Source organism: Sphingobacterium sp. xlx-130 (assembly GCF_011007405.1).
In the GTDB taxonomy this organism is placed as follows: Bacteria; Bacteroidota; Bacteroidia; order Sphingobacteriales; family Sphingobacteriaceae; genus Sphingobacterium; species Sphingobacterium luzhongxinii.
In genome coordinates this window covers 113,156-137,482 of record NZ_WFKN01000012.1, presented here as the reverse complement: position 1 = coordinate 137,482, position 24,327 = coordinate 113,156, and the positions used below count along the sequence as shown (strand labels likewise).

At 38.7% G+C, this 24,327-nt stretch carries 23 protein-coding genes; 10 read left to right on the top strand and 13 right to left on the bottom strand.

The genetic code is table 11. The features are described 5' to 3' along the window. The 4 genes from G7B18_RS17930 to G7B18_RS17915 form a co-directional block, all read right to left on the bottom strand. Positions 1–813, bottom strand: an 813-nt coding sequence (locus tag G7B18_RS17930) for an ATP-binding protein (RefSeq protein ID WP_164123672.1), incomplete at its 3' end; no start/stop codon positions are given. Positions 814–1,111: 298 nt separating this feature from the next. Continuing rightward, the gene (locus tag G7B18_RS17925; RefSeq protein ID WP_164111676.1) at positions 1,112–2,134 is read right to left on the bottom strand and encodes a YhcG family protein; all 1,023 of its coding nucleotides are present in this window, start codon (positions 2,132–2,134) and stop codon (positions 1,112–1,114) included. A 128-nt stretch (positions 2,135–2,262) separates the two neighbouring features. After that, the gene (locus tag G7B18_RS17920; protein WP_164111678.1) at positions 2,263–3,222 is read right to left on the bottom strand and encodes an ATP-binding protein; all 960 of its coding nucleotides are present in this window, start codon (positions 3,220–3,222) and stop codon (positions 2,263–2,265) included. 545 nt (positions 3,223–3,767) lie between these two features. Next, positions 3,768–4,418, bottom strand: coding sequence for an HIRAN domain-containing protein (locus G7B18_RS17915; RefSeq protein WP_164111680.1), 651 nt, complete (start codon positions 4,416–4,418; stop codon positions 3,768–3,770). A 480-nt stretch (positions 4,419–4,898) separates the two neighbouring features. Between G7B18_RS17915 and G7B18_RS17910 the strand changes: the two genes are divergently transcribed. Continuing rightward, positions 4,899–5,696 carry a hypothetical protein gene (locus tag G7B18_RS17910; RefSeq protein WP_164111682.1) on the top strand — a complete coding sequence of 266 codons (798 nt, stop codon included), beginning with the start codon at positions 4,899–4,901 and terminating at the stop codon, positions 5,694–5,696. A 52-nt stretch (positions 5,697–5,748) separates the two neighbouring features. Here G7B18_RS17910 and G7B18_RS17905 read toward each other — a convergent pair whose 3' ends face one another. Both G7B18_RS17905 and G7B18_RS17900 read right to left on the bottom strand, forming a co-directional pair. Continuing rightward, positions 5,749–7,911, bottom strand: a complete 2,163-nt coding sequence (locus G7B18_RS17905; protein WP_164111684.1) for a hypothetical protein — start codon at positions 7,909–7,911, stop codon at positions 5,749–5,751. 17 nt (positions 7,912–7,928) lie between these two features. Then, complete coding sequence (locus tag G7B18_RS17900) at positions 7,929–8,441, bottom strand: hypothetical protein (protein WP_164111686.1); 513 nt, start codon at positions 8,439–8,441, stop codon at positions 7,929–7,931. Positions 8,442–8,975: 534 nt separating this feature from the next. On the opposite strand from G7B18_RS17900, the gene G7B18_RS17895 reads away from it, so the two are divergent. Beyond that, complete coding sequence (locus G7B18_RS17895; protein ID WP_164111688.1) at positions 8,976–9,341, top strand: hypothetical protein; 366 nt, start codon at positions 8,976–8,978, stop codon at positions 9,339–9,341. Between the two features lie 36 nt (positions 9,342–9,377). On the opposite strand, the gene G7B18_RS17890 is transcribed toward G7B18_RS17895, so the two are convergent. From G7B18_RS17890 to G7B18_RS17880, 3 genes are all read right to left on the bottom strand, one after another. Continuing rightward, complete coding sequence (locus tag G7B18_RS17890; RefSeq protein ID WP_164111690.1) at positions 9,378–10,499, bottom strand: Fic family protein; 1,122 nt, start codon at positions 10,497–10,499, stop codon at positions 9,378–9,380. Between the two features lie 474 nt (positions 10,500–10,973). Continuing rightward, positions 10,974–11,201, bottom strand: a complete 228-nt coding sequence (locus tag G7B18_RS17885; protein ID WP_164111692.1) for a PLDc N-terminal domain-containing protein — start codon at positions 11,199–11,201, stop codon at positions 10,974–10,976. A gap of 142 nt (positions 11,202–11,343) precedes the next feature. Continuing rightward, entirely contained in the window at positions 11,344–11,898 is a 555-nt protein-coding gene (locus G7B18_RS17880; RefSeq protein ID WP_164111694.1) for a hypothetical protein, read from the bottom strand. An 881-nt stretch (positions 11,899–12,779) separates the two neighbouring features. On the opposite strand from G7B18_RS17880, the gene G7B18_RS17875 reads away from it, so the two are divergent. Genes G7B18_RS17875 through G7B18_RS17865 form a run of 3 tightly spaced genes read left to right on the top strand, consistent with a single transcriptional unit; the run spans position 12,780 to position 18,960 of the window. Next, positions 12,780–16,268, top strand: coding sequence for a SusC/RagA family TonB-linked outer membrane protein (locus G7B18_RS17875; RefSeq protein ID WP_164111695.1), 3,489 nt, complete (start codon positions 12,780–12,782; stop codon positions 16,266–16,268). 2 nt (positions 16,269–16,270) lie between these two features. After that, the gene (locus G7B18_RS17870; RefSeq protein ID WP_164111696.1) at positions 16,271–17,629 is read left to right on the top strand and encodes a RagB/SusD family nutrient uptake outer membrane protein; all 1,359 of its coding nucleotides are present in this window, start codon (positions 16,271–16,273) and stop codon (positions 17,627–17,629) included. A 14-nt stretch (positions 17,630–17,643) separates the two neighbouring features. Then, positions 17,644–18,960, top strand: a complete 1,317-nt coding sequence (locus G7B18_RS17865) for a TlpA family protein disulfide reductase (protein WP_164111697.1) — start codon at positions 17,644–17,646, stop codon at positions 18,958–18,960. Positions 18,961–19,017: 57 nt separating this feature from the next. On the opposite strand, the gene G7B18_RS17860 is transcribed toward G7B18_RS17865, so the two are convergent. The 4 genes from G7B18_RS17860 to G7B18_RS17845 all read right to left on the bottom strand — a co-directional run bounded on the left by G7B18_RS17860 (position 19,018) and on the right by G7B18_RS17845 (position 21,012). After that, positions 19,018–19,344: a hypothetical protein gene (locus G7B18_RS17860; RefSeq protein ID WP_164111698.1), complete on the bottom strand. Its 327-nt coding sequence runs from the start codon at positions 19,342–19,344 to the stop codon at positions 19,018–19,020. Continuing rightward, entirely contained in the window at positions 19,308–19,904 is a 597-nt protein-coding gene (locus G7B18_RS17855) for a MauE/DoxX family redox-associated membrane protein (protein ID WP_164111699.1), read from the bottom strand. Before G7B18_RS17855 ends, G7B18_RS17860 begins: the two co-directional genes overlap by 37 nt. Before the next feature lie 150 nt (positions 19,905–20,054). Further along, the gene (locus G7B18_RS17850; protein ID WP_164111700.1) at positions 20,055–20,624 is read right to left on the bottom strand and encodes a Crp/Fnr family transcriptional regulator; all 570 of its coding nucleotides are present in this window, start codon (positions 20,622–20,624) and stop codon (positions 20,055–20,057) included. 160 nt (positions 20,625–20,784) lie between these two features. Continuing rightward, positions 20,785–21,012 carry a hypothetical protein gene (locus tag G7B18_RS17845; RefSeq protein WP_164111701.1) on the bottom strand — a complete coding sequence of 76 codons (228 nt, stop codon included), beginning with the start codon at positions 21,010–21,012 and terminating at the stop codon, positions 20,785–20,787. Between G7B18_RS17845 and G7B18_RS19265 the strand changes: the two genes are divergently transcribed. The 5 genes from G7B18_RS19265 to G7B18_RS17825 all read left to right on the top strand — a co-directional run bounded on the left by G7B18_RS19265 (position 21,011) and on the right by G7B18_RS17825 (position 24,251). Next, positions 21,011–21,145, top strand: coding sequence for a hypothetical protein (locus G7B18_RS19265; RefSeq protein ID WP_262886573.1), 135 nt, complete (start codon positions 21,011–21,013; stop codon positions 21,143–21,145). The genes G7B18_RS17845 and G7B18_RS19265 overlap by 2 nt on opposite strands. 60 nt (positions 21,146–21,205) lie before the next feature. Then, the gene (locus G7B18_RS17840) at positions 21,206–22,000 is read left to right on the top strand and encodes a hypothetical protein (protein WP_164111702.1); all 795 of its coding nucleotides are present in this window, start codon (positions 21,206–21,208) and stop codon (positions 21,998–22,000) included. A 55-nt stretch (positions 22,001–22,055) separates the two neighbouring features. Continuing rightward, positions 22,056–23,051: a sensor histidine kinase gene (locus G7B18_RS17835; RefSeq protein WP_164111703.1), complete on the top strand. Its 996-nt coding sequence runs from the start codon at positions 22,056–22,058 to the stop codon at positions 23,049–23,051. Beyond that, a complete protein-coding gene (locus G7B18_RS17830; protein ID WP_164111704.1) occupies positions 23,038–23,769 on the top strand; it encodes a LytR/AlgR family response regulator transcription factor in 732 nt (243 codons plus the stop codon). The genes G7B18_RS17835 and G7B18_RS17830 overlap by 14 nt, the downstream gene beginning before the upstream one ends. A 92-nt stretch (positions 23,770–23,861) precedes the next feature. Beyond that, positions 23,862–24,251 carry a hypothetical protein gene (locus G7B18_RS17825; protein WP_164111705.1) on the top strand — a complete coding sequence of 130 codons (390 nt, stop codon included), beginning with the start codon at positions 23,862–23,864 and terminating at the stop codon, positions 24,249–24,251. The last annotated feature ends 76 nt before the right edge of the window (positions 24,252–24,327 follow it).

The window sequence follows — 24,327 nt, the reverse complement described above, 5'->3', positions numbered from 1 at the left end:
GATTTGTAGTAAATGAGTCAGTAGACCGGTGTCATAAAAATAGAGTTTAGGAGTTTTTACCAAACGTTTATTAAAATTCTCATGATAGGGATAGAGCTGAAAAACAACATAACTGCTTTCTAAAATGGACAACCAAGATTTTGCAGTAGGCTGCGAAATATTACACGCATTGGCCATCGCTGTAAGGTTTAATAGTTGCCCTGCCCGTGCCGCACACAGCCCTAGAAATGTTCTAAAACTATTTAAATCACGAATATTGATCAGTTCGGTGACGTCTTTTTCGATATAAGTATGGATATAGTTGGCGTAAAAATCTGTTGGATTAATGCCTCGATGGTAGATCGCGGGGTAGCCTCCTTTTATACAAGCTTCTAGATAATTGTCGGCCAATTTTCCCGCCTGCTCTAATTCATGGGTGTCCAAGGGTAATAAGCGAAATAGAGCTACCCGTCCAGCCAAGGATTGTGTAATATGTTTGAGCAAATGAAAATTTTGAGAACCTGAGAGGATATATTGCCCCATCTCGCCGGATTCGTCTACAGCTGTCTGCAGATAGGAAAACAATTCAGGTGCCCGCTGTACTTCGTCTAAAATCACCGGACCTGCATATTGTTGGAGAAAACCATTTGGATCTTCCGTGGCAAACGAACGATTGTCAGGGTTTTCAAGAGACACGTATGCATAATCGGGGAAAAGGATTTTAAGTAGAGTGGTTTTTCCTGATTGTCTCGGACCTGTTACCGCTAGAATAGGGTATTGATCTATTCGCTTCTTAATCTCCTCCGCTAACGTTCTTGTTATCCATTCTGACATATTAACCTCCATTATTTAAGTCAAATATAACGATTAACTTTGGAATATCTGATGTTAAACTTTGGATTATCTGATGTTAAACTTTGAAATATCTGATATTAAACTTTGGATTATCTGATGTTAAACTATTTTCTCTTCCGTAGGGATTCTGGCCTTCGCCGTTGCCATAGTTTATAATTCTCCCTTATTTTTTATCTCCTTTTGTTTTTCTTCTGGAGGTGGCTATTATTTATATCGCTTCGTTTTCTTCCTCTTGTTTCAAGCCGACCACAGTAGAAGAGCCTGCTCTTATTATCATTTAGTCCTCCTTTCCATACGGAACACCTTGCTCACGTAATAAATTTTTCTCCCGTTCTATTTCTGCTACGAGTTCATCTTCCGAAGGTAAGTACATCATATACTTCGTAGCAAAGAGCTGTTGACTGTCGTTCATTACAGAGTATTTTACTACAGTTTCACTTTTTTCGGTACACAATATTATTCCTATTGTTGGATTGTCACCCTCTGGTTTTTTGAGGTCATCAAATAGCCTTCTATACATATCCATCTGTCCAATATCTTGATGTGTAAGTTTTCCGACCTTGAGGTCTATCAGTACAAAGCTCTTCAGCAGGTAGTTGTAAAACACCAGATCTATGTAGAAGTGCTCTAGTTCGGTGCTGACGCTATATTGTCTACCTACAAATGAGAAACCTTTACCCAGTTCCAACAAAAACTGTTGAAGATTCTGAATGAGTGCCGATTCCACATTCTTCTCTGACGTGTTTTTCGATTGAGGGATATTTAAAATCTCAAATACATATGGATCTTTGATAAAGTCTTCCGGACGGTTTTTCTCCTGTTCTATACTGATCTGTAGCCCTATCTTTTTATCCTTTGAAGAAAGCAATCTTTCATAATATAAAGAATTTATATTTCGCTCCAGGCTTCTGGTACTCCAGTTTTGTTCTTCTGCTTCGCGAATATAATATTCTCTGGCACGTTCGTTTTCCACGCGCATTATTGTGCGATGATGCGTCCAACTCAATTTGCTACGCAGTGCGTAGCATTTTTGAATATCGGGGTACGTTAAGTAAAACTGTCTGAAGTTCCGTAAGTTAGCGGGAGAGAATCCGCTTCCGAATTTTTTGGACAATCCTTTAGATAGAATCTTTAGAAGAGAGTCGCCATAACCAGCCTTTGATTTGCCTTGTTGTTCGTCTTCTACAATCCTTTGACCTATCAGCCAGTATGATTCAACCATAAAGGTGTTGATCACATGATAGGCTTTTTGACGACCGTTTTCTATAATGTTGATTATATCTGAGACTATAGATTCCATCGTTGCTTAGTGCTTTTAGTTTATAATTGTCCTTACTTTTTAACCTCTTTTGGCTTTCTTCTAGGTTTGGTCTGTTTATTCCGTTGGTTTGTTTTCTTCTGGGGAAGGCTGTTGTTATTTGATACGTATCAATCAAGAATCTGCCAATAGCCTCCTCTTGCTGACCCCACGCGGTTTATTTTTTTAATATCTCGTAGTTTCTTTAGATTCTTTTGTATGTTTGTTTCGTTAATACCTACAATTGTCGATAATTCTGGAATAGTGATTCTTGGGTTTATTTTCATAGCTTCCAAGATAGCTTGTTGATTGATAGAAAACCGATCCCCCTCTTTAATTACTGTAGAGGTCTTCTGATCAGTATAGCCCAATTGTGCGTGAAAACCGTTAGAGATTTCTTCTACTATTAATTTCATGGTAGGGTATGTCGAAATCTCATTTCGTACACGAAGAAATCCACTGCCATACTTTTCAATATCCCCCGTCAAATAGAATGCTTCTGCAATTAGTTTGTTTATAGAATAGGCTCTGTAATTGTCATATTGAAGGTCATCAACGGTCAAATCCCCCATTAGTTTGCCAGGATTGAAAAAGGAAATATAATTGTCAAATATTTTAATTTGGACATCGATAGGGCTTCTGTAGTCTCTGTGAATGATACAATTGAGTGTTATCTCGCGTATAGCGGCCAAGGGGTATTCAAATATCTCGGTTCGCTGTGTGGTTTTTCCCGTAATTTCAAAAGCCACTTTAATCTGCGCTATAATATATTGCATAATATCATCGACCGCCTGAAATAAAGCTGCGTTAAACATGCGGTCATCTATAATAAAAGTAAATGTTTTGAACCTCCCTAGGTGTATGTTGTAGCCGATATTCCCTTTTCCGAATAATAACCAAGCAGCATTGGTAATTTCATTTCCATTGATAAGTTTAAGTTTTTCAAGACTACTTTTCACATCAGAGAGTAAATGAAACCTGCCCGTAGTATTTACTTTGTCGATAAACTTTTCTACCCAATGCATATCTAAATCATCCAGTGTCTTGCCGTACGCAGGATAAGAATCCCATGAAAGTTGAAGCGACTGCAAGCTTAAATCAGAAATTTGAGTCGGAGATAAAATGTGATTAGAATTGTTGAGTCTCTTATAGTATCGGCCTTTGAATGCAACCGGTTTAATAGGGAATTCAGATATGGTTAGTTCCCCGATATTAACACCTTCGACTTCAATGATATTTACATCAGGTATGATACTAGGTTGAGTTTTATTTTTGACCTCCCTTTCAGTTTTATTATGTCACCATTTTTCTGGGAGTATCTGTTTTTAAGGACATCAAGAGCTTTCCTATCTGTTGGTGATCAAAAGGAATCATGAAAGCTTTTTCATACCGTTTGGCAGGTCTATGGCTGCGATGCTGCTGTAGTAGATCCTGATTTCGGAGGCAATAATTTGATGACTGAGCGATTCGATGGTCTGCTGTCGCTCGCTAAAATAGGAGAGTGCTATAATAAACTGTGGACACACCACCCTAAGAGAGAGGCGATAGCAAGCTTAGGGTAATGACCACCGGTAGAGACGTAAGACAGACGCCCGTGTAAAAAAAACAAAGCAGCATTTGTTGAATGCTGCTTTGTTTAGGTAGCTATCTTTATAAATATTTTCCTAATCACGCCATTTTGTTCGATAGCTTTTATGGTAAGTTTCAGATTTTCAGATTTTTTAAAAATTCTACAGTGCACCTTTTTTATATACCCCAGTTTGGTTCCGTTAAAGCTGACCAATACCGCTTCGGGATCGTATACATTATCTTTTTCAAGAGCATACTGTAGTGAGTCGCCATTTTTTACAAAATCTTTTGGGATCTGGTAATGAGAGAGTCCTGAGAGATCAGTTAAAAAAGGAAGATCATCACTATCTTGGTATTCCGCTAAGAATTCGAAGTTATCCGTTGCCGTTAACCCTTGTGTTTTACCTAACAGGTGAAATTTATCATCTACTTTTTCAGCAGATACTTCCCAAAAATCCAAGAAGTGCTGAGCGTCCGGGCGATCCGTTTTGATCAGCCTATGGGCGAATATAGAGAGCACATTGACATCATATACCTTATCTAGGTTCTGGAATTCAAAGTAAGGTATAAATCCCTCTATTGATTTTAAAATTTTGGCTTCAGGGAGATATCGGAATGTAATATTATTATCGCTGTCTCTTTCCAAAAGTCCAACAATATGCCTACGGGATCCCGCCCCCTTACGCCATGCAAGATATATTTTTGAAAATTCACTCATTGATAATAGATATTATTTTTTCGTACCGCAAAGTTAGCAATTTTACTATCAACTCTTTCCTTGTGGCGGATATGCCTCCATCATTTGTGGATCGTTCAGCATTTTATTGATTTTATCTTCGGTAAGTTCACGGGCTAATGAGCTTCCGCTATTATATATTCATGCAGCAGTGGGGTATATATTTATCAAGGCTCCCTAAAAATACCTAGTTCTTGGTATTGTGTCATTCTATAATTGGGGATAACTTTGATGATATTACAGATAATCCGATATGTTTATAGCCGTAAAAATAGATTGGAAGTTTTAGGTTCAAACTTAAGGCTAAGAACTATTAAATCAAGACCAATTATAATTTAACGATAAACATTATTACAAACATTGTATTGGGCATTTTCGAGTTGAAAAGTCACTTACATCACAGCATTTACGAGTGCTGAACCATTATGGATTCATAACAATAAACACTTAAAATATAAAATTATGAAAAATTTATTAATCGCATTATTGGTGTTTGGTTTTGTAGTAAAATGCTGGGCGCAGGCAGACATAAAACTCGGCACTCGTTTTACCTTGTTGGCACCCGCAAAGCACTCCAGGACAGATCCAAATCAATCTTTTATATATAATGAAGCAAATAAAACTGCTAACTATTTAGATGATGGTATTAAATACAAAATTGTAAATATAAATGGAGATGATCTTATGGTAAAAGTTTATCCGCTTTTTAATGTGCCTAATAAAAAATTCAAAGGAGTTTCAAATGCTACCTATTATAATAATAAATTATTTTCAATAAAAAAAGCAGAATATTTAGCAAAAGCTGAGGAGATCGTAAAAGCTGAGATACCTGAGCGTATTTCAATAGGAATACTTACACTACCTTTTAAATTTAGACCACAAGATGAAAAGACATTTGAAGCACAATTTAACTTGAACTCAACTTTAAATATACTTTTAGGTAGCCCTGGACCGTCTCATAATGGTTTTTTGCAAATAGGGGCTGGTTTAGGGAGTGTAGATCTCAATTCAAATAACTCACTTGGAATTCAAGCCAATGAAAATATTAATGCAGCTACGCTAACCATGTTTGGTGGCTTTATGCTTCAATATAAAAAAGTTCAGGCAGGAATTTATGCGGGTGTAGACTATATAAATAATCAAAAGCATTATCAATGGCAAAGTAATGGGAAAATGTGGATTGGCTTTGGGATTGGATACCAGGTTTTTAATGTCGGATTAGGTGAAAGTAAAAAAGATTCACAAAAAAAAGAAGATTAATTCCCGAAATCTATTATAGTCCTTGCATGTGGAAGGACTATAATTAGATCTTTTATTTCACAGTACTTATTTTTTCTCCAGTTAACTTAGGATTTAATATATTTTTTAAGCTATCCAATTCCGCTCTTTCCTTTTGGTTTTGGATTGATTTATTAATTATTCCATCGACCGATTTGTTTTCGAAGCTGATTAGGCTAAACGTGGTTACAATCAGTATAAAAACAATAACTGCAGCAGTTATAACGTTCCTGTGTTTTTTGAAAAACTTAGAAAACCCACGTGTTAATGAAAATACAAGTAGAATAAAAATCGCCAAAGATGCCGACATCGATAGCATAAATAGAGCTGCATGTTGGACCGTTTCAACAAATTTGAATGCTGGTATTGACGAAAGAACAAAAGTTATCACTGCTGTAAACAGTGTAATGGTCTCAATAGATTTTAAGTCTTTTTTATCAAAGTCTTTTTTTAATTCGTTCAGATTTTGAAGATCAGTTTTTAAACTCCCTACCACGCTAGTCAGAGCCTTCACCTCTCTGAATAGCTGTCTAGTTTTGGAATATTCATAATCGATAGAATCTTTATAGTAGGGCAGTACAAAACTAGTGAAAAAAAGTATCTTGGGTAGATCTGGGTGTTTTTCTTTCGAAAGCTCTACTAAAGATTCTTCATACGGAAGGATCACGATATAGTTGTCATGCGTTTTTGCCCATTCCTTTTTGTCGTAATACTCATTCAGTAGTTTCGTACATTCTTTATCAACCTTATCCACATATTTTTCATGTACACTTATCTTTTCTTCTTTTGATGACTTTGCAAAATCAGTTTCTATTCTCTTTAGGACGTAGTCTAAATATTTTTTCTCTAGAAAGTAATTATCACTGAGGTGATTTAATTTGCGTTTGCATTCCAAATATTTTTCTCGGTATATATCCAGACCCCATGTTTCATTCTCAGAGATTAACGAAAAATAATTATTAATTGCATAGTTCCTGAAAATATCAATACAATATTGATCATAGCTATGTCTGTCAGAATAATCTTCATGAATTAGATAATCAACTATTTGTTCTAGTTCGGTGTCAGACTTTTTAAAATCTTTATAATATTTTATAAGCCCGTGTAATTCTGTGAAGTTTAGCTTGTCATATCCTTTACGCTTTTTGTTTAGGGTGTCATGGATATAGTATCCATATTGGTTGGCGTCTGTGCAAAAGTCGTAGTGGTGATATATTCTTTTATCCCAGTTTATTAGTGTGGGTATTTTAATTTCAAACTTATCAATAGACTTTTCAGTATCACCGATTCGATACTTGATTGCTATAGTTTTATTTTTGTTTTTACTTTTATACCGCTCACCCCATTTATGGATCAAGAATTCAAGTTTAACATCCAAAGCATAAGCGACAGATTTTTGTGTTCCTTTTAAACTATCAACTTGTCGCTTTAAGATTATTAGGCTTTGTAATTCAGATCTGTCACTGTTGATCAGCAAGTCTTTTCTTGAGACTTTCAGCGTTAGTGTAAACATCCGAATTACATTTTGGAGTTCATCAGATAGATGTGGAATTTGATCGATATTATTGTCCTCTATTATAAAATAGTGGTCCGAACGGTATTTTGTGAAGTTAGCAACTAGGTAGCTAACAAATTTCTGATATTCTTCGAGGCAATATACGATAGAATCTCTAAAGACTCTCCACTCTTCGGATAAATTTTCCGACGCCTCAACGATAGTAACGAGTAATTGTATTTGTTTAATTAGTGAGTTGAGCTCATCATCAACCTCATCTATCGTCAAGAATTCACCAGATAGTAAGCTGTAACTTAGTAATTTCACTATTTCTCTAATGGATGAGTCAGAGAAACTAGAAAAAGCACCTACATGGTCTATATCATTAGGTGGTATAAGTGGTGTCCTAGGCTCAGTAGTTGTGTTTTGGGTTTGCGTTGATTCTATCTCTGTCGATGTTGGCTCAAAAAAATGATCGCCTAAATCTAGTTGTTGTTCTGATTCGGTGATTTTTTTCTGATCACTGGTTTCATTAATAACTTCTGGGTTTGCCGATTGTGCGGTCACTTCTGTTATATCACTAGCTCTTATCGATTCTTCTTCAGGATCTATGGAAACCGTGGGTATAGCATTAACAGTTTTGGTTAATTCCGCTTGATATTCAGTTACCTTTTTGGCAACTCCAATTAAATATGTTCCCATACCTTAGTATTAATGTATTAAAAACTATACACTTTGTATTCGTTTTTAATCACCTGGGTAGGGATTTTCATACTTAGCTTATTCTGAGATTTAGCTTGGTTAAAATAATATCGCCATGAAAACCACTGATGGCTTAGTTCGACAAGATCATACGCGGGCATGAATAATATTTCAGGATTTTTCTTCAATAACAGCTCAAACTTTGGATCGACTATACTAACAACAGTTTGATCAAACGAACTAGACAGTATAGTCTGTCTTTTTAATGTTGTTTGTTGTTTTGTAAATAAAAAGTTGTCAAAGCTATTTGCTTTCATCCATGTATATATATCTTTTTCTACGTGGCCTAGCGGCATAGCGTAAACATTATTGAAATGATCAATCAATGAATTACCTTCATCATCCTCCACGGTGGAGAAGAAAAACAAAAGCTTTACGCATTTAAGGATACTCAGATCGTTAGATCTTCCGTTGTCTCTTAAATGAACAAGTGTTTTGAAGATAAAATATTCAAAGATTTGGTTTTTCATGACGAACTTCTATCATAAGTGGCTGCAAAGGTAAAAATAACCTATGATAAATATAGTAATAAAATTTATTATATTCCTATTTCTGTCAACTATTTATTTTTCAATACTTTTCGCTTTCTTCTGTTCTATGCTGTGCTGATTTCAGAACTTATTTACTAAGATCCAGCGCAAATTATTTTATAGTTTTTTGTGCCAACATTATCCTTCGTAAATCTCATGATTAACATAGATTTTTTCGATGTTGTCTATATATCATTTAGTATGTACTCTTTGTTCTGTTACCTTGGGTGGAATAATGATATTTTAGATAATTAGTTTTCTTCTAAACCAGTGGTGTGTTTTGTTTTCAGTATCAAAATCTGATCATTTTAGCTTCCCCTAAAGGCGAGTCTTCTATTGCTTTTTAGTATCACTTCTTACTTGGCTTCACTAACTGTTTTCGTTTTCTTCTCCTTCTGGTTTCAGTCGTAATACTTCCTTGCCCGCTTCGGTGGTGTAGTAGCTTTGTCCGGGGTGATTTAATATTTTCAGGGTGTGTCATGGCTATCCATTTTAAAGAAACGCTATATCCGTAAGTCTGCAGATCTTCCCGTCCTTGTCGAACTCAAATACCGACCTGCCTTTCAGCTTGATAGCATCACCTTTTTTCATACCGTTTGGCAGGTCTATGGCGACGATAGTGCTGTAGCTAATCATAATCTCGGAGGAGGCTCTTTGATGACTGAGCGATTCGCTGGTCTTCTGCCGCTCGCTAAGATAGGAGAGTGCTTTGGTAGCCTGCGTTTTGAACGCTTCGATCCCCCTGTAATTGTAGGGATATGTTGCCGTTGGCTATATGCATTTTTGCATATTGCTTTTTTCTTCCAATTCTCTTTTCTTGAAAATATTACGAGAAGCTAATGACCAATTTTTGGTTTCTTCGTTGTTTATTATCGATTAAAACAACTTGATGTAAGAGTCGAACATAAAAATCTGTCCCCTTTTTCCTCCTGTCATTTCTTTTATTATACCATATTGTTCCATTTCGTCGATAATTTTGTAAGCGGTTGGCATGGATACTCCCGTTAATGTTACGACTTGTTGTGCATTAATAATTGGACGTTGGTACAATTGGTCTAATATACTAAGTATATGATGACTTCTCGTACTCTTTTTCTGGAGTAACTCTTCTGTTTCTTTTTTTAATTTTAATATCGCATCAAATGTAGCGACTCCATTTTTGGCTGTTTCTATAATTCCAACCAAAAAAAACTTCAACCACTGTTTGATATCGCTGTGTGTCCGGACACGCATTAAATTATCGTAATATAATCCTCGATGACGCTCGAAAAAATCTGATAAATACAGAATAGGTTTTTTAAGAATCCCTTTATCAACTAAGTATAGCGTGATCAATAAACGTCCTACCCGACCATTACCATCCAAAAAAGGGTGAATAGTTTCAAATTGATAATGTATTAAAGCAATCTTCAGCAAATCAGGAATAAAATACTCTTCATTGTGCGCGAACTTCTCTAGATCATTCATTAATTCTGGAACAGAGTTACACACGGGCGGTATAAATGTAGCATCATTGATACTAGCGCCACCAATCCAATTCTGACTGCTTCTAAATTCACCAGGTAATTTATGTTCACCACGAGCGCTTTGTAGTAAAATACGATGAGTGTCACGGATTAATCTTGAAGAAAAAGGTAATTCGTGGAGCTTTTGAATCGCTTGATTCATTGCCTCAATGTAATTATGAACTTCTACCCAGTCATCTCTTCGTTCGACGCGTAAATCTTCTTTATCTAAGAAAGCATCTTCTATATTGGTTTGCGTACCTTCAATCTTACTGCTCTGGGTCGCTTCCTTAGCGACATGCATGCTGATGAATAAGTCAATATTGGGGATGTATTCAGAATACATATCCAGGCGTCCTATTTGTCGATCTGCTTTGGATAGCAATTGTTGAATTTCCATGTCATCCAAAACCCATTGCTTGTTCATTTCAGTTGGTTGAAAACTCTTATAGAATCCCTGATTGATATATGTTCCAGCCTTGAAGTCTTTCATTTGGATAAATTTAATGATAACACCTTAACTTGAAGATGCAGTTGTTTAAAATTGGATGAGCAAAATTAAACAATAAAAACCTTATTTAAAAATATGTCTATTTATTTAAATAACGAATGGCTTAATTAAGAAAATTCATACTTTTTAAATCCGGAGTAGCTTAGGATTTCTCATCTTTTTCTTGCTTAACCCTGCTTAACTCTTGCTAATGCTTTAAATTGGTTCGTACAGTTGCCTATAGCTTGTCTATGGTTTTGTTTTTGATACTCTCCTTTTTTTGATATCCTTTTGGTTTTCTTCTGAAGTTGGCCTCGTCATCCCGAAATCGGGACAGATAGTCGAGGGTGTCGAGAACCCCGAAGGGCTCAACGAAGTTACATCTACAAACTATACGTTCGTTTTCCCATTTTCTATTTCTTCTCTTCCGCAGGAGGTTCCAAGCCTATTATAGGGCGCTCGAGCGAGTGGCAAGATCTATGCAGTTTCCTTAGTCGATTTCTTATTTCCATCTTTTCCAAATATCCAGTAACATATCATAGCCAGTCCCGACGCGACCAATAGCGCTATAATCCAAAATGTACGATTACCATCCAGTTTTGGATTATTCATTAAATGATAGAATGTATATATGTAAAATATAGAGATAGGAAGTACGAGAAGTAAAAATTCAGATGTTCCTAGGTTTAAAAATAATAAGTTCATATGTTTTTGCTTTGTTATTGGTTTAATTTTTAGACTAGTTAGTTGTTTACTTTTTCTCTTCCGCAAATGGTACTAAACCTGTTATTGGACTGTCGCCTTATAATTGGTTAAAGAAAATAGTAGTTCTGTTTCAACTTAGTGCTCAAGTCAATTTATATTTTTTAGGGGAAACGTTATCGTCTCTTTGCAACCAACCTTTCTTCACAGCACTATTCAATGTATTGGTTGCAGTATCATATATAAATGAGTAGTTTTTCTTACAAAAGTCTATAACTTCTTGTTCGTCTACCCAATCTTCAAAAAGCTTTGTGTTTGGTATTAATCTATGTTCAAGCAGTTCCATCAAGCCAGCACGCTCTTCTAATATCATGTGAGCATTACTCTGTATCGACATATGGTACTTAATAATTCTTTGCATAAGAGCTTTCCAACTAGGGAGTTTCTTAAGGGAATAGAACTCTTGCAAAGTGTATCCGTAGAAGAGTATAAGTTCATTGATAACCTCTACCCCAACATTCTCTCCATTCTCTGCCCCTTTTAATGTATTTGTGCTCATTGCCAATACGCTAGAGATTTCTTCAGCCCGCTTTGCTAGCAAATTTCTTAAACCTTTCAGTCTTTCTCCTATCTGTTTGTTTTGCATTATGGCTAACGTCTTCAGTAAAGAATTTTCTGTCTGATTCGAATTATTTTTCATCAATATTTTGATTATAATTAATTAGTAGCTATATTTGTGTTGTAATCAGTTCGTCTGATTTGAGTCTTGTCTAACAAAAACCAGCAATTTTTAAGACACAAGACCACTAGGAGTTTTATCCCTACTTTGCTATCTTTGCGATGTGTGGGATAGGCTCCTGCTGGAAACCGTGTCTAAGGCCCTTGCTGGTGCCATGTTGGGCGGTGGAAAGCAGGAGCCTATCTTTTTTAATTAGCTCCAATTTTCCTCCTCTCAGAGACTCTTTAAATGTGTTACCAATTTTTAGACAACATGATAAAAAGAGAATCATTAACCAACAACAGTGTACAGCTCGCGACCCAAGGTCGAGGCTGCTACCTGGCACTGCGCGCGCTGATAAAGAACAAATGCTGCCCGCCAGAATAGTGCAATACGACATTAAAAACCAACAAAGGGTACATAGACTACGGTCTATTTACACAGTACATATTAAGAGCCTAAATGGTCAATAATCAGTACTTCTCTTTTGGTTTTTCCGACTTGTTTATGGACCATTTCCACACAAGGCAGGTCTGTTTTCCAAAATTATGGACTTCGCAATCTAAAAGTAGGAAAATATAAATGCACTTGCAAGGATATGAATCAAAATAATATAGATTTTCTATAAACAAACAGGTCGGTTTTTATTCATGCGCAGATGAGGCGTCGCCAATTATTAGACCCTTATGAAATAACCCAATAATCCTCGTCTGCCTTTCAATATTATTTTATGAACCGTGTGAACTAGTTAAGGACTATATAGTTTTTAGACCCGTTCGACTCCTCTGCGTTCCGCTTTCCGATGAATCGGAACTGAGCAAAGTGACGGAGTAAAATTAGGTCACACCTAATGAACTTTAGAAATGAACAAATTTTTAAGGGGTGGGAGAGGACTGTCTTTTTGTGAAGGTGAACATGTTAACATGTTATCCCGATATAAAATCGGGACGGGTCCCAGTTATCAAGATCTTTCTAATCGCCCAATAGAACAAGATAAGTACGTGATATCAACAAATAGATCATCACGTCGTTACACTCCTTTCCGAAGTAAATCCGGAACCCGGCATGATGACGGAGGGATAGTGAGGCATACTGCTTATAGCCTAGGGCTTATAGCTTTTAAAATAGTATTCTGTGTGTTGTTTAGTCAGCTTGCGTTTACGCAGGCGGTCGCTCAGACGCAGTCGGGGTCAGTACTTCAGGGGGAGGTACGCTCGGCTGCCGATGGGCAGGCTATTGAAGGGGCTTCGGTCACCGTCGATAAGAAACACGTGCGCACAGACAAAGAGGGGAGATTTACGATTAGCGTAGATCCACCTACAGGAGTATTAACCATAAAACATATCGGATACAAGGAGCAAAGTGTTGCCTATGAAAATACGTCTACATTTATAAAAATACAGTTACAGCCAAATGAGAACACGATAGATGAGGTCGAGGTGGTATCCACCGGATATCAGATAATACCTAAAGAAAGAGCTACGGGAAGTTTTTATCGCGTAGATAATAAACAGCTTGATAATCGTGCATCGACCAATATCATAAATAAACTAAATGGGATCGCTAGCGGGCTGGTATTTAATAAGCAGAGGATCACCGGGCAGGACGAATTGCAGATACGTGGACGTAGTACCTTATTTGCTAACGAACAACCCTTGGTAGTCCTCGATAATTTTCCTTATGAAGGTAGTCTCAATCAGATCAATCCTAACGATATAGCAGATATCGTACTCTTAAAAGATGCCGCCGCGGCATCAATCTGGGGTGTACGGGCAGGTAATGGTGTGATTGTTATTACGACCAAGAAAGGGAGTAAGTCAGATCGACCACGTATAGATTTTAATGCTAATAATTCTATAAGCGCAAAACCCGATCTAATGTATAATCCCAACTTTATCCCTGCCAAGGATTTTATCGAGTTTGAAAGAATATTGTTTGACAAGAATTATTATCAGGCTGATCTAATATCCAAAAAAAGAGCTCCTTTATCGCCTGTGGTGCAGCTACTGTATGCGCATCGGGAGGAAGAAATCACTGACGACGAGTTAAGTCGCAGATTGGCTCTGTACGAAGGCTACGATATACGACGCGAAATGGGGACCCACATCTATCGCCATGCGCGAGATCAACAATATGCCGTTCAGTTTTCAGGAGGTACTGCGAATTACAGATATCTCTTTTCAACAGGCTACGATCGCAAGGATCTCAGTACAGTCAGGGATTATAATGATAGAATCACGCTTAGATCCAGTAATCAATTTGACATTTCTAAAGCGCTTCAGGTTGGTGTAGATTTTAATTTTGCCAAAATACGAGCCACATTTAATAAAGGGGGGATTAATTTAAATACTGGCAATGGAAGAGGTATTTACCCTTATCTTCGATTGTCCGATGAGAATGGTAATCCATTACAAATGGTCAAGGATTATCAACAGCCCTTTGCCGATGAAGCTACAGAAAATGGCTTCCTAAACTGGATTTATGCCCCTCTATATGATATCGGCCTACACACTGAGTTGACGCATGGAAGAGATATCCGTATCGAACCCAGTATAAATTATCGCCTCTTTGACGGATTAGAAATACAGGGTAAATATTTCTATCAGGATTTTAGATCAGATCGCTACGAACTGGCCGAAGAAGACAGTTATTATACGCGGGATCTTATCAATAGATATGCTACGGTGAGCACTGCAGGGTTGGTCACCAAATTGGATAATATTCCGCTGGGCAGTATTCTTGATGAGACTTATAGCGGATTTGTCTCCCACAATCTGCGTGGACAGTTTCGTTTATCTCGAACAATAGCCTCTGATCACCAGGTGGATGCGATCTTAGGTGCCGAGCAAAAAATGCTCTCACGAAACTCATCATCATTACGAACTTACGGGTACAATGAGGACAACGGTTCAAGCAAATTGTTGGAATCTCCACTCAAGAGTTATACACTGTATCCATCGGGCATGGGAGCTCCTATACCCAGTTTACGGTCCTTGGGGAGTGGCGAGGATAGGTTCAGATCCTACTTCAGCAATGTTTCCTACAGTTATGGTAATTATACCATCTCGGCAAGCTGCCGCATAGATCAATCTAACTTTTTCGGGGTCAATGCCAATCAGAAATCTGTGCCGTTATGGTCATCAGGTTTTAAATGGCGTGCTTCGAATGAATGTTTTTACAACATACAATGGCTTCCGGAGCTTTCACTTCGGGCCACCTATGGTTATAATGGTAATTTAGACCGTTCATTGACAGGGGTGACCATTTTACGTTTTAATCCTACACCTGCGCCTATTTCTGGCTTGCCCTATGCGGATATCAATACTTTAGGTAATCCTGATCTACGATGGGAGCGGATAGCCATGCTGAATCTGGGGCTCGACTTCGCGACTAAAACTGGTTTGTTGCGTGGTAGTGTGGAGTATTTTAAGAAGAATGGAAAAGATATGATCGGTGATGCACCAATGCCGCCGAGCTCGGGTGTGCAGAACTTTCGCGGTAATTATGCAGAGATAAGTGGACAGGGCTTGGATATTGTGGTAAAGCTAAACAAAAGCTTTGTGAATGAATTCCGATGGCATTCTGCATTCCAATGGAGCTGGGCTACGGATAAGGTTAAAAAATACGAAACTTCTTTTGCACCGGCGCTCTATTTTGGAGCCAGTGGCAATACCTTTGATAAATATCCCATTGAAGGTTATCCTTTATATGCTGTGTTCAGTATGCCTTGGGCAGGTCTCGATCCTGTCAATGGTAATCCCAGAGGATACATTGAGGAGGTCGCTAGCGATGACTATGTAGCCTTGAATACGCCTGCACTGGAAGATATACACTACCATGGGCCAGCAAAACCTGTCTATTTTGGGAATCTATTCAACGAGTTATCTTACAAAGGCTTTTATGCCTCTTTCAATATCGTGTACAAGCTGGGTTATTATTTCCGCCGCGGATCGATCAACTACAATTCGCTTATCAACAATTGGTCAGGACATCGGGATTTTGCGATCAGATGGGAGCAGCCTGGTGATGAGTTGAGAACAGATGTCCCATCGATGTTGTACCCCAATAATACCAACAGAGATATCTTTTACCAACGTGCCTCCGTATTGGTAGAAAAAGGCGACCATGTCCGTTTGCAATATATTAATATGGGGTACGAGTTTAGGCGTAGATCGGAAAGCCGAATCCCATTCCATAGCTTTAGATTATATACACAGTTGGACAATCTGGTGATACTCTGGAAAGCCAATAAGCAGGGACTTGATCCTGATTTTCAGGCGTATGCTAGTGCGGCAGCGGTCAGTATTCCTACTCCATTTTTATTTACCCTTGGTTTAAAATTAAATTATTGATTATGAATGTTCTAAAATATGGTGCATGCCTATTGCTATGGCTAATTACCTCTTGTCAGAATGAATGGCTAGATGTCAAACCTGTACAGTCTATGGTCATACCTACCAAAGTGGCCGATTATGAAGCTATTTTGGACAATGTGAATATAATGAATTCCAGCTACTTAGGAATCGGAGAGGTTGCTTCGGCAGATTTTCATATTGCGGACGACTTTTACGCGCGATTGATTGATGATGAACGCATTGCTTATCTGTGGAAGTCGGAACCTACTTATAGTAGCAATATGGCTGGGGACTGGACTTATGCCTACCAGCGGATATTACGCTCCAATATAGTGTTGGATGGCTTGGTAAATTTGAAAGAGGAAGTAAACACTTCGCAATGGAAAGAACTAAAAGGTGTTGCGTTATTCTACCGTGCATTTAACTATTTTCAGTTAGCTCAGGTATTTACGCCTCCTTACGCAACATCTGTCGCAGACAAAGAGTTGGGATTACCTCTACGACTGACCGCTAACGTCAATCAAAATGTAGGTAGATCCACTCTTGAGGATTTGTATGTACAAGTTTTAGATGATCTGATGCAAGCGACGGATTTATTACCCTTGCATACTATTTCTAGAACTAGGCCTTCAAAAGTCACAGCTTATGCTTTGCTTTCACGTATTTATTTATCAACGAGCGATTATGATAATGCGCTGGTATATGCTGACTCTTGTCTCTTAGAACATAATAGCCTGATGGATTTTAATGGTGATGTTGATATCAATCTCCAATTGACAAATCCCATCAAACAATTGAATAAGGAGACGTTATTCTTGGCAAGAATAGGTAATTACTCAGCATTCTCCCCGGGTGCACTAATCGTTGATGCCTCCTTGTACAGGCTGTACGGTCCTCATGATCTACGAAAAAACGTGTTTTTTAGAGAACACGGGGGGGTGGTGCGGTATAAAGGAAGTTATGATGGCACACGCCTTTTGTTCTGTGGCCTATCTACGGGTGAAATATTGCTAAATAGAGCCGAATGTTATATTAGAAAGGGATTGGTTGATCTGGCGTTAGCAGATCTTAATGCCTTGTTGAAGGCGCGTATCGATAAGGGTAGCTTTGTTCCGTTCGCCATCACCGACAAGGATATTCTGCTAAAGGAAATTTTGTTAGAACGTAGAAAAGAACTTTGTTTTCGGGGATTAAGATGGTCAGATCTTAGAAGATTAAATCAAGACCCTACAACAGAAATTCTGCTAACAAGAGAAGTCTTGGGATCACGATATGAGTTATTACCTCGCTCTGCTCGATACACTTTTGCTATACCTAATCAGGAAGTCTTATTGACTGGAGTTGAACAGAATAATTAATATTTAAAATAGAAATGATGAAAGCAGTAAAGTATTTCTTGGGAATTTTGCTATTCCTGAATATAAATCTGGCTAACAGCCAGATCAAGCCCTTAAAAATAGGCGATAAATTACCTGGATTAGGTCTGCACGAGGTCGTTGGTCATCCCGTAGATTCTCTCGATTTTAAGGAATTTAAGGGGAAGTATATCATTCTTGACTTCTGGGCAACCTGGTGTGCGCCCTGTCTGGCGGGATTCCCGAAAATGAAAACCATTCAGGAAAAATATGCGGATAGATTAGCTATTTTGCCCGTTACTTACGAAGAGAGAGATAAAATTGAACAATTTTTTGATAGATCTGAGATTGGAGACCTAGGTCTGATATCTATTGTCAACGATAATACCTTGAAGCGTTACTTTCCGCATCGTACCATACCGCACTATGTCTGGATAGATGACAAGGGAAGGATCGTTGCTATCACTGAAGAAAAATATCTTACTATCGAAAATGTGGACAGGTGGATGGAAGGGGCAATCATTTCCTTTCCAATAAAGCAGGAGGCGATGGAAAGATTGAATGATAGAGAGCCTGTATTTAAATTGGGCAATGTGCTGACTCTTGATACTGTAAATCGCTTTGTGCCACTTCCGGATAGTAGCTTAAAGTACTTTTCTATTATTACTAAGGGAGATATTCCAGGGGTGATAGGGTCATTGGTGAGAGATTCAACAAGGGTTTCTTATATTAATACTACCGTGAAAAATTTGTATAAGTTAGCATTTTCAAATTTTGATAGAGCATTTTTGTACAATGCAAAAGTTGATTTGCTTCTTCGTGATTCAACCTTTGTGAATACAGACAAAGTTGGAGCTGAAGTCATGGATTGGATCAAAAAATATGGTTTTTCTTATGAACTACGTCTTCCTAAGCATATGGCTCATAATATGTCGAATTTTATGCAAGAGGATCTGAATCGATATTTTGGATCTATGTATGGAATTGAAGGTCGACTAGAAGAAAGAGTTTTACCGGCATTAGTCCTGACTTCTATAGGGGACACATCATTTCCGAAAAGTGAAAGTGACACATCGATGTTTAATGCAGACTTAGCGGGCTTAAAAATTGTGAACAGAAAGTTGTCTTGGCTGACCCACCATCTGACTTTCACTTTGCAACATCTGAAACTTCCGATTTTGGACGAAACTGGAATTGATTTCGCAATAGATATCGAGTTGGATGGTAGCTTGTCCAGTGTGGAATCTGTCAATAAAGCTTTGCTCCCTTATAAACTTAAACTTAGCAAATCAGTAAGGAAGACAAAAGTACTCGTAATAGCTGATCTAAAATAATCAAAGGGAGCCAATAATAATTATTGGCTCCTTTCTGTTGAAGATTAATGACCCGTATTACGGGGTATAGTTCCCTTCGGCTTCCGCTGTTACTGATCCCAATGGATTTCCAGACGCATCTGCTCCCATATCTGAAGATCCATAACAGTAGTTGTTCGGATTTAGCGAACAATCCAGCGCACTTGGGGCAGTAGTCCCAATGTACTTCCATACTGGACTTACTTTGGATGTGCCCTCATTTCTAAAGAAATGTTGTGCCTGTCTTTCTGGGTTTTCGACAGGTTTGTTATGTTGTTTTGTTGTAAATGCCGAACCGACCACAGCCAGTCCTAATAATAGTGCGCCAACTAGCGCCTTGCCCTTGTTTTTTTGTGAATTTTCCACGGCTTTAAATTTAGTTGTTTATACTTTTTTTGTCGGATGGCGTGTATACCCAATATAAGCCAAATTATGTTAAAGGCCAGGTGGGTACCCCATCCCATGCTTTCGATTACGCCCCCACAACTACATAAGCGGTCTGGAACAAATAACATCATCAATGCCAGGTATGCTGTAAGTATTCCCATTAAAATGGTACTGCCCCACAGGGCTGTACGTTGATAACGGGGTAGGATCAGCCCGATCGCTAACAGGATTTCGAGCTGAGCTATATCCCAGCCTATAGGGTGTGCATAGCTGCCTATATAGGGAATCTCTGCTATTCCCTTAATAAAGGTTTCCATCTTCCATAGTTTGCTGGATGCCGTATACATATAGAGCATGGCATAGCCATATACGGTAACGTTGTATATCGGTTTGCTCAGATATCTCCGATACCAGCGTAAGGTTTTATCTAACCTGTCAACTATTGCCTGCTTATACCAAAGTGTGATCATATTCCTGTTGCCTATGTTTTGCGCGGTTGTGTTCAAAAGCATTGTCGCTGCCGCCTTTTCTTTATACACCCAGGCACAGCCTGCGCGGTGTACCCTTTTGGTGAGCTTCCCCTTTTCATTGACACCTGGTATCGCCGATCCGCTGTACTTGCGTTTTGATATTTCAAAGGTAGGGGCCGTTCATTTCTTAAAATCGGGTCTTATGGTAGTATTTAATTTTTATCGGTTTATTTCCTTTTTTCGACTCTTGTACAGGGTCTTCGGGTTGATATTTAGGTATTGGGCCAGCTGGTTGTTATTGAGAATAGCGGGTATAGCAGGTATTTCATATAGCGTCTCGCTGTATCGGTCCTTGGCATTGCGCGCCATCACTCTTGATTTGATGTCACCTGTGGTAAACCGTCGCTGCCGCAGCACATTGACCAGCCGCATGATAGGGGTATGCTTGTCCATAAGATCACGCAGGTGTTGCAGATGTACCGTAGCCAGCTTGGTATCTTTTAAAAAACGGATCTCCAGGCCATGGCTGCTACCGCTATATTCATGCTTGGTCCCGGTAAAGGTCTGTCCCGGTAATGTGGCCCAGTGCATATAGGGGGTCTCGTATTCAAAGTACTGATACGCCCCGACCAGCCCATCGATCACATAACACCAATACGGCTTCTGCTCCCCATCGCTACAGTACACTTTATTTTTATTAAACTCCTGTATTTTGATATGCCTGAATAGTGCCTGGCTTGCATCTGCACATTGTAATAATCCTTTGGCCTGAGTGACGAATCGTTCCATAATTTTTTTTCATTGGTAGATCACAATGAGTCGATAGTTATCTCCTATAAAACAAGTTAAATCGATGCATGTGTCTCCAGCCTACAAAGCTGACATCAAACCATACGATTATGTCATTATTTATACGTTCAACTGTGTTTGTTGCCATAACTGCACCTTTTTAATACGTAAATGACTCTTTATTGGCTAAGGATACATTTATCATAAGGTTATTTAGTGCTATAAAGCTATCGACAGACTCTCTAGACTCATCTGTCGTGAGAATGAATGCATCCTTCGATTTTCTTTTTGTTTCTAAATCTTTTACGAATCCTTTGTAATGCCGGCGCACAAAACAAGCTGCTATTGCAAGAGCAGATTGATGGTAGAATGAAAATAAAATTAACATGCAGAATCAAAAAAAGTTAACAGAAATCAATCATCAAAAAGATTGTCAGGTTCAAGTTCAATTGAAGGACTTATTGGACCCTATCGTACAGGATATCGAAAAGCCTAAGCCCAAATGTCCGATCTATCTATAGTTGAATAATCTAGATCCAGTCTCTATAGACTGGATTATCAACCTTTATTAACACTATATTATGATACTTAAATTAAAGAAAGAAGTCGCTGAACTGAATCTGGAGACGGGGTGGGCAGCCGAGCTTTACCATACCTATGTAACCAATTTGCACCGGGTATATCCCGATAGAGACTTTGAGTGTCTTCAGGCTAGCTTCAGAAATACGCTGTTTTATCAGCGGCTAGCCAGTATACAACAGCGATCGTCCGATTATAAAAATAATGCATTGGCCGAGCAGATAAAAGCAATACCAAGTGTGATCCTGACGGCACACATTTATAGTTACCGACTTCTCGTTCGTTGCCTTTCCGAAAATGGGGTCAAAATAGCCTTGCTGGTCTCTGCCGATGTATACCTAGAACAAGGAGCTGTTTTTGAATCCGTGATGCGTGATATTCATGGAGATCGATTTGCCGAACATTTTATTTTGCTGGATGCAGAGCAGCCGAGTGTTTTATTGCAGGCACGCAGAGCATTCGATCGTGGGTATCATATATTAGCTTACTTGGATGGCAATACCGGTACCGCATTAAACGATAAATCCGCAGACCACCTGCATACAGTCGATTTTGGAGCAGCAAGGTTGCGTGTCAGAAAGGGGATAGTGCAGTTGGCGCAGTGGTTAGCATGTCCACTATACTTTATATGGGCACATATGGATGCCGATCTACAAGCGTATTTCAATATCAAAGATGTTGATACCCAAAAAGAAACCCACGAGATAGTGGCACAATTGTATTCAGATCTCTACGATATCATTAATGATGACCCTGCACAATGGGAGTGTTTCTTGTATCTTCAAGATTATATTTGATTGGTTATATTTTTATATCTTTAGTATCCCAGATTACTCACTAAAGATTATACCTATGATTGTTGAATCGAGAAAACCTTCGATAAATAGAGGGTTCCTATTGCATGTTGCTTTCTGGGTGCTGTATATCGTGATTGTTTATATCGTCAATATCATACGGTACCGGGATACCACCTTTTTACAGTTTCTTGGAGGGATACCTTTAATTATGGCAGTTTTTTATCTGAGCTTTCATTTTGCAAAATCTAAAAAGGGATTTACCCTACGTAACGGATTTGTTTTATTGGTCATTCCATTTGCTGTGTTATTTTTTTTTATTTGTGATTATTGGATTTATGACCTCCTGCCGAAAATCAATATCCGAATCTCGAATTATGAGAGTCGGGATACGGTCGATTTTGCGATGAATTATTTGCAATATCTGATCAAGTATAGTTTTTACGGCGTTTTTTTTGCCAAGTTGGAACAGGTTAAGAAAGTGAAGGTACTAGAGGCCCGCTTGTTATTGAAAGGGATAGATCCACATTTTAATTTTAATGCCTGGAATGGGATTTTGGCACGTGTAGGAGGTAATATCAAGGAGTTGATGTCTTTTATCAATGGGCATATTGCCTTACAGCTGTATGTTTTAAAAGCCCAAAAGCTGGATCAGGATGTTGTTGTTGTCGAAATGGAATTGGCTAAGATGCAATCTTGGATCAAAGCCCTCGATCGTGATGTTCAGATCGAAGTTAAAGGCGAGCCAAGTGGTCAGTTAATCTTACCTACAGCAGGAATAGAGCTGCTGGGCAATGCGCTGAAGTATAGCAAGGCTGGTACACCGATCGTGGTTCTCTTTTCTTTGGAAGCAAATGGATTAATATTACAGATACAAAATGTGGTAGATGATACAAGGTCGGCAGCTGGACTTGGCTCTGGAATAAGGGATATCAAAAAGAGAATACTGTTAAATCCTATTCTCAAAGGCGATATTCAGCACTACTGTACAGATGGGCTATATACAATCAATTTGATACTCAAATCAAAAAATAAGAAGTATGAGGAAAATTAAAACAGTGCTTTTGGATGATGATTCAAATGCAAATGAGCTTATGAACGGGATTTTAAAAAGTATCCCCCGGATCGAAGTCGTAGCAATGTTTACAGATCCGGTAAAAGCACTCAATTATTTGTATAAAAAGCCTGCCCATCTATTGATCTTAGATAAAGAGATGCCCGGTGTAGATGGATTGGAGGTCGCGCAACAGCTACCCAGCGAGATGGTCTGTGTAATGGTTACGGGTTACGACAGCTTTGCGCTCGAAGCTTATGAGTATAATATTGTGGATTACCTACTCAAAAATCTTACGTTCAGCCGGGTCAATCAGATGGTCCGCAAGGTAGAGTCTGCGCTTGGCCTCAGTAATTCCCTGCCTGCCGAGGCGCTCAGCAGTCGTTATTTTACGGTTAAACGTTCCAATGAAAAGCGTTTAATACCGTACGATGAGCTGTTTTACATTGAATCGGCAAAGGATGAATCCGAGTTGTACTTTATTGACGGTACGCATTTGACGATAACGGAACGTATAGGTGTATTTCAAGATGATCTGCCAGTTAGTGATTTTAAGAGGGTTCATAATAAGTATATTTTAAACAAGACCTATGCTCGAACATTAAAAGATAAAATGATTACTATTTCCTGCGCAGGTAATAGTAAGGTTATTAATGTGGGCAATACCTATGAAAAGAGTGTAAACGAATGGTTTAATGATAAACTGATCAAGGGCTAATTGTGGTTTAAAACTTAATTGATTAATTTTTTGCAGTTCTTATGGTTGAATTTGGTCGTGTTGCAGGAGTTGCAAAAGGAAAGTTTAGGCATATGGAAAGAAAAAAAAGAAAAGAGATTTTGGTAGAGACTGCTATACAGATCCGACTGCTCCTGGAACAGTTGCTTGCACACAAGATGCAGCATGAAGGAGGGAAGGGAGAGGGGTTTAAGGCCGTGCAAGTTGAACCTCTGGTACAGCATCGGGTTGGACGTCGTGTCATCCATGTGCGCGACCTGGTATTGGCCGAGGGCGACTGGCTCATGACCACCCTGGAAGCACTGGATGTGCTAAATTTCTCGCGCGGTACGCTGTTATCGCATCGGGAGCAGGGCTTGGTCACCGAGGTGCGGATAGGAAAAGAAGGAGGTGGCGTGCGCTTTATCTCCAGCGAGGTGATGCGACTGCGGGAGTTGTATTCGGTGCCGAAGGGGAAGGTGTAGTTTCAGGTTATGGAGGTTATAGGGTTAAGAAGGTTAAGAGGTGATGAGTGACTAGTGACTAGTGGTGGGTAGGGAG

Excerpts from the sequence above, each read along its gene's own strand:
- G7B18_RS17915 (WP_164111680.1), bottom strand. The coding sequence starts at position 4,418 with ATGAGTGAATTTTCAAAAATATATCTTGCATGGCGTAAGGGGGCGGGA.
- G7B18_RS17830 (WP_164111704.1), top strand. The coding sequence starts at position 23,038 with ATGAGGAAAATTAAAACAGTGCTTTTGGATGATGATTCAAATGCAAAT.
- G7B18_RS17925 (WP_164111676.1), bottom strand. The coding sequence starts at position 2,134 with ATGGAATCTATAGTCTCAGATATAATCAACATTATAGAAAACGGTCGT.
- G7B18_RS17840 (WP_164111702.1), top strand. The coding sequence starts at position 21,206 with ATGATACTTAAATTAAAGAAAGAAGTCGCTGAACTGAATCTGGAGACG.
- G7B18_RS17850 (WP_164111700.1), bottom strand. The coding sequence starts at position 20,624 with ATGGAACGATTCGTCACTCAGGCCAAAGGATTATTACAATGTGCAGAT.
- G7B18_RS17910 (WP_164111682.1), top strand. The coding sequence starts at position 4,899 with ATGAAAAATTTATTAATCGCATTATTGGTGTTTGGTTTTGTAGTAAAA.
- G7B18_RS17825 (WP_164111705.1), top strand. The coding sequence starts at position 23,862 with ATGGAAAGAAAAAAAAGAAAAGAGATTTTGGTAGAGACTGCTATACAG.
- G7B18_RS17885 (WP_164111692.1), bottom strand. The coding sequence starts at position 11,201 with ATGAACTTATTATTTTTAAACCTAGGAACATCTGAATTTTTACTTCTC.
- G7B18_RS17845 (WP_164111701.1), bottom strand. The coding sequence starts at position 21,012 with ATGTTAATTTTATTTTCATTCTACCATCAATCTGCTCTTGCAATAGCA.
- G7B18_RS17900 (WP_164111686.1), bottom strand. The coding sequence starts at position 8,441 with ATGAAAAACCAAATCTTTGAATATTTTATCTTCAAAACACTTGTTCAT.
- G7B18_RS17905 (WP_164111684.1), bottom strand. The coding sequence starts at position 7,911 with ATGGGAACATATTTAATTGGAGTTGCCAAAAAGGTAACTGAATATCAA.
- G7B18_RS17865 (WP_164111697.1), top strand. The coding sequence starts at position 17,644 with ATGATGAAAGCAGTAAAGTATTTCTTGGGAATTTTGCTATTCCTGAAT.
- G7B18_RS17835 (WP_164111703.1), top strand. The coding sequence starts at position 22,056 with ATGATTGTTGAATCGAGAAAACCTTCGATAAATAGAGGGTTCCTATTG.
- G7B18_RS17890 (WP_164111690.1), bottom strand. The coding sequence starts at position 10,499 with ATGAAAGACTTCAAGGCTGGAACATATATCAATCAGGGATTCTATAAG.
- G7B18_RS17880 (WP_164111694.1), bottom strand. The coding sequence starts at position 11,898 with ATGAAAAATAATTCGAATCAGACAGAAAATTCTTTACTGAAGACGTTA.
- G7B18_RS19265 (WP_262886573.1), top strand. The coding sequence starts at position 21,011 with ATGCAGAATCAAAAAAAGTTAACAGAAATCAATCATCAAAAAGATTGT.
- G7B18_RS17875 (WP_164111695.1), top strand. The coding sequence starts at position 12,780 with ATGAACAAATTTTTAAGGGGTGGGAGAGGACTGTCTTTTTGTGAAGGT.
- G7B18_RS17870 (WP_164111696.1), top strand. The coding sequence starts at position 16,271 with ATGAATGTTCTAAAATATGGTGCATGCCTATTGCTATGGCTAATTACC.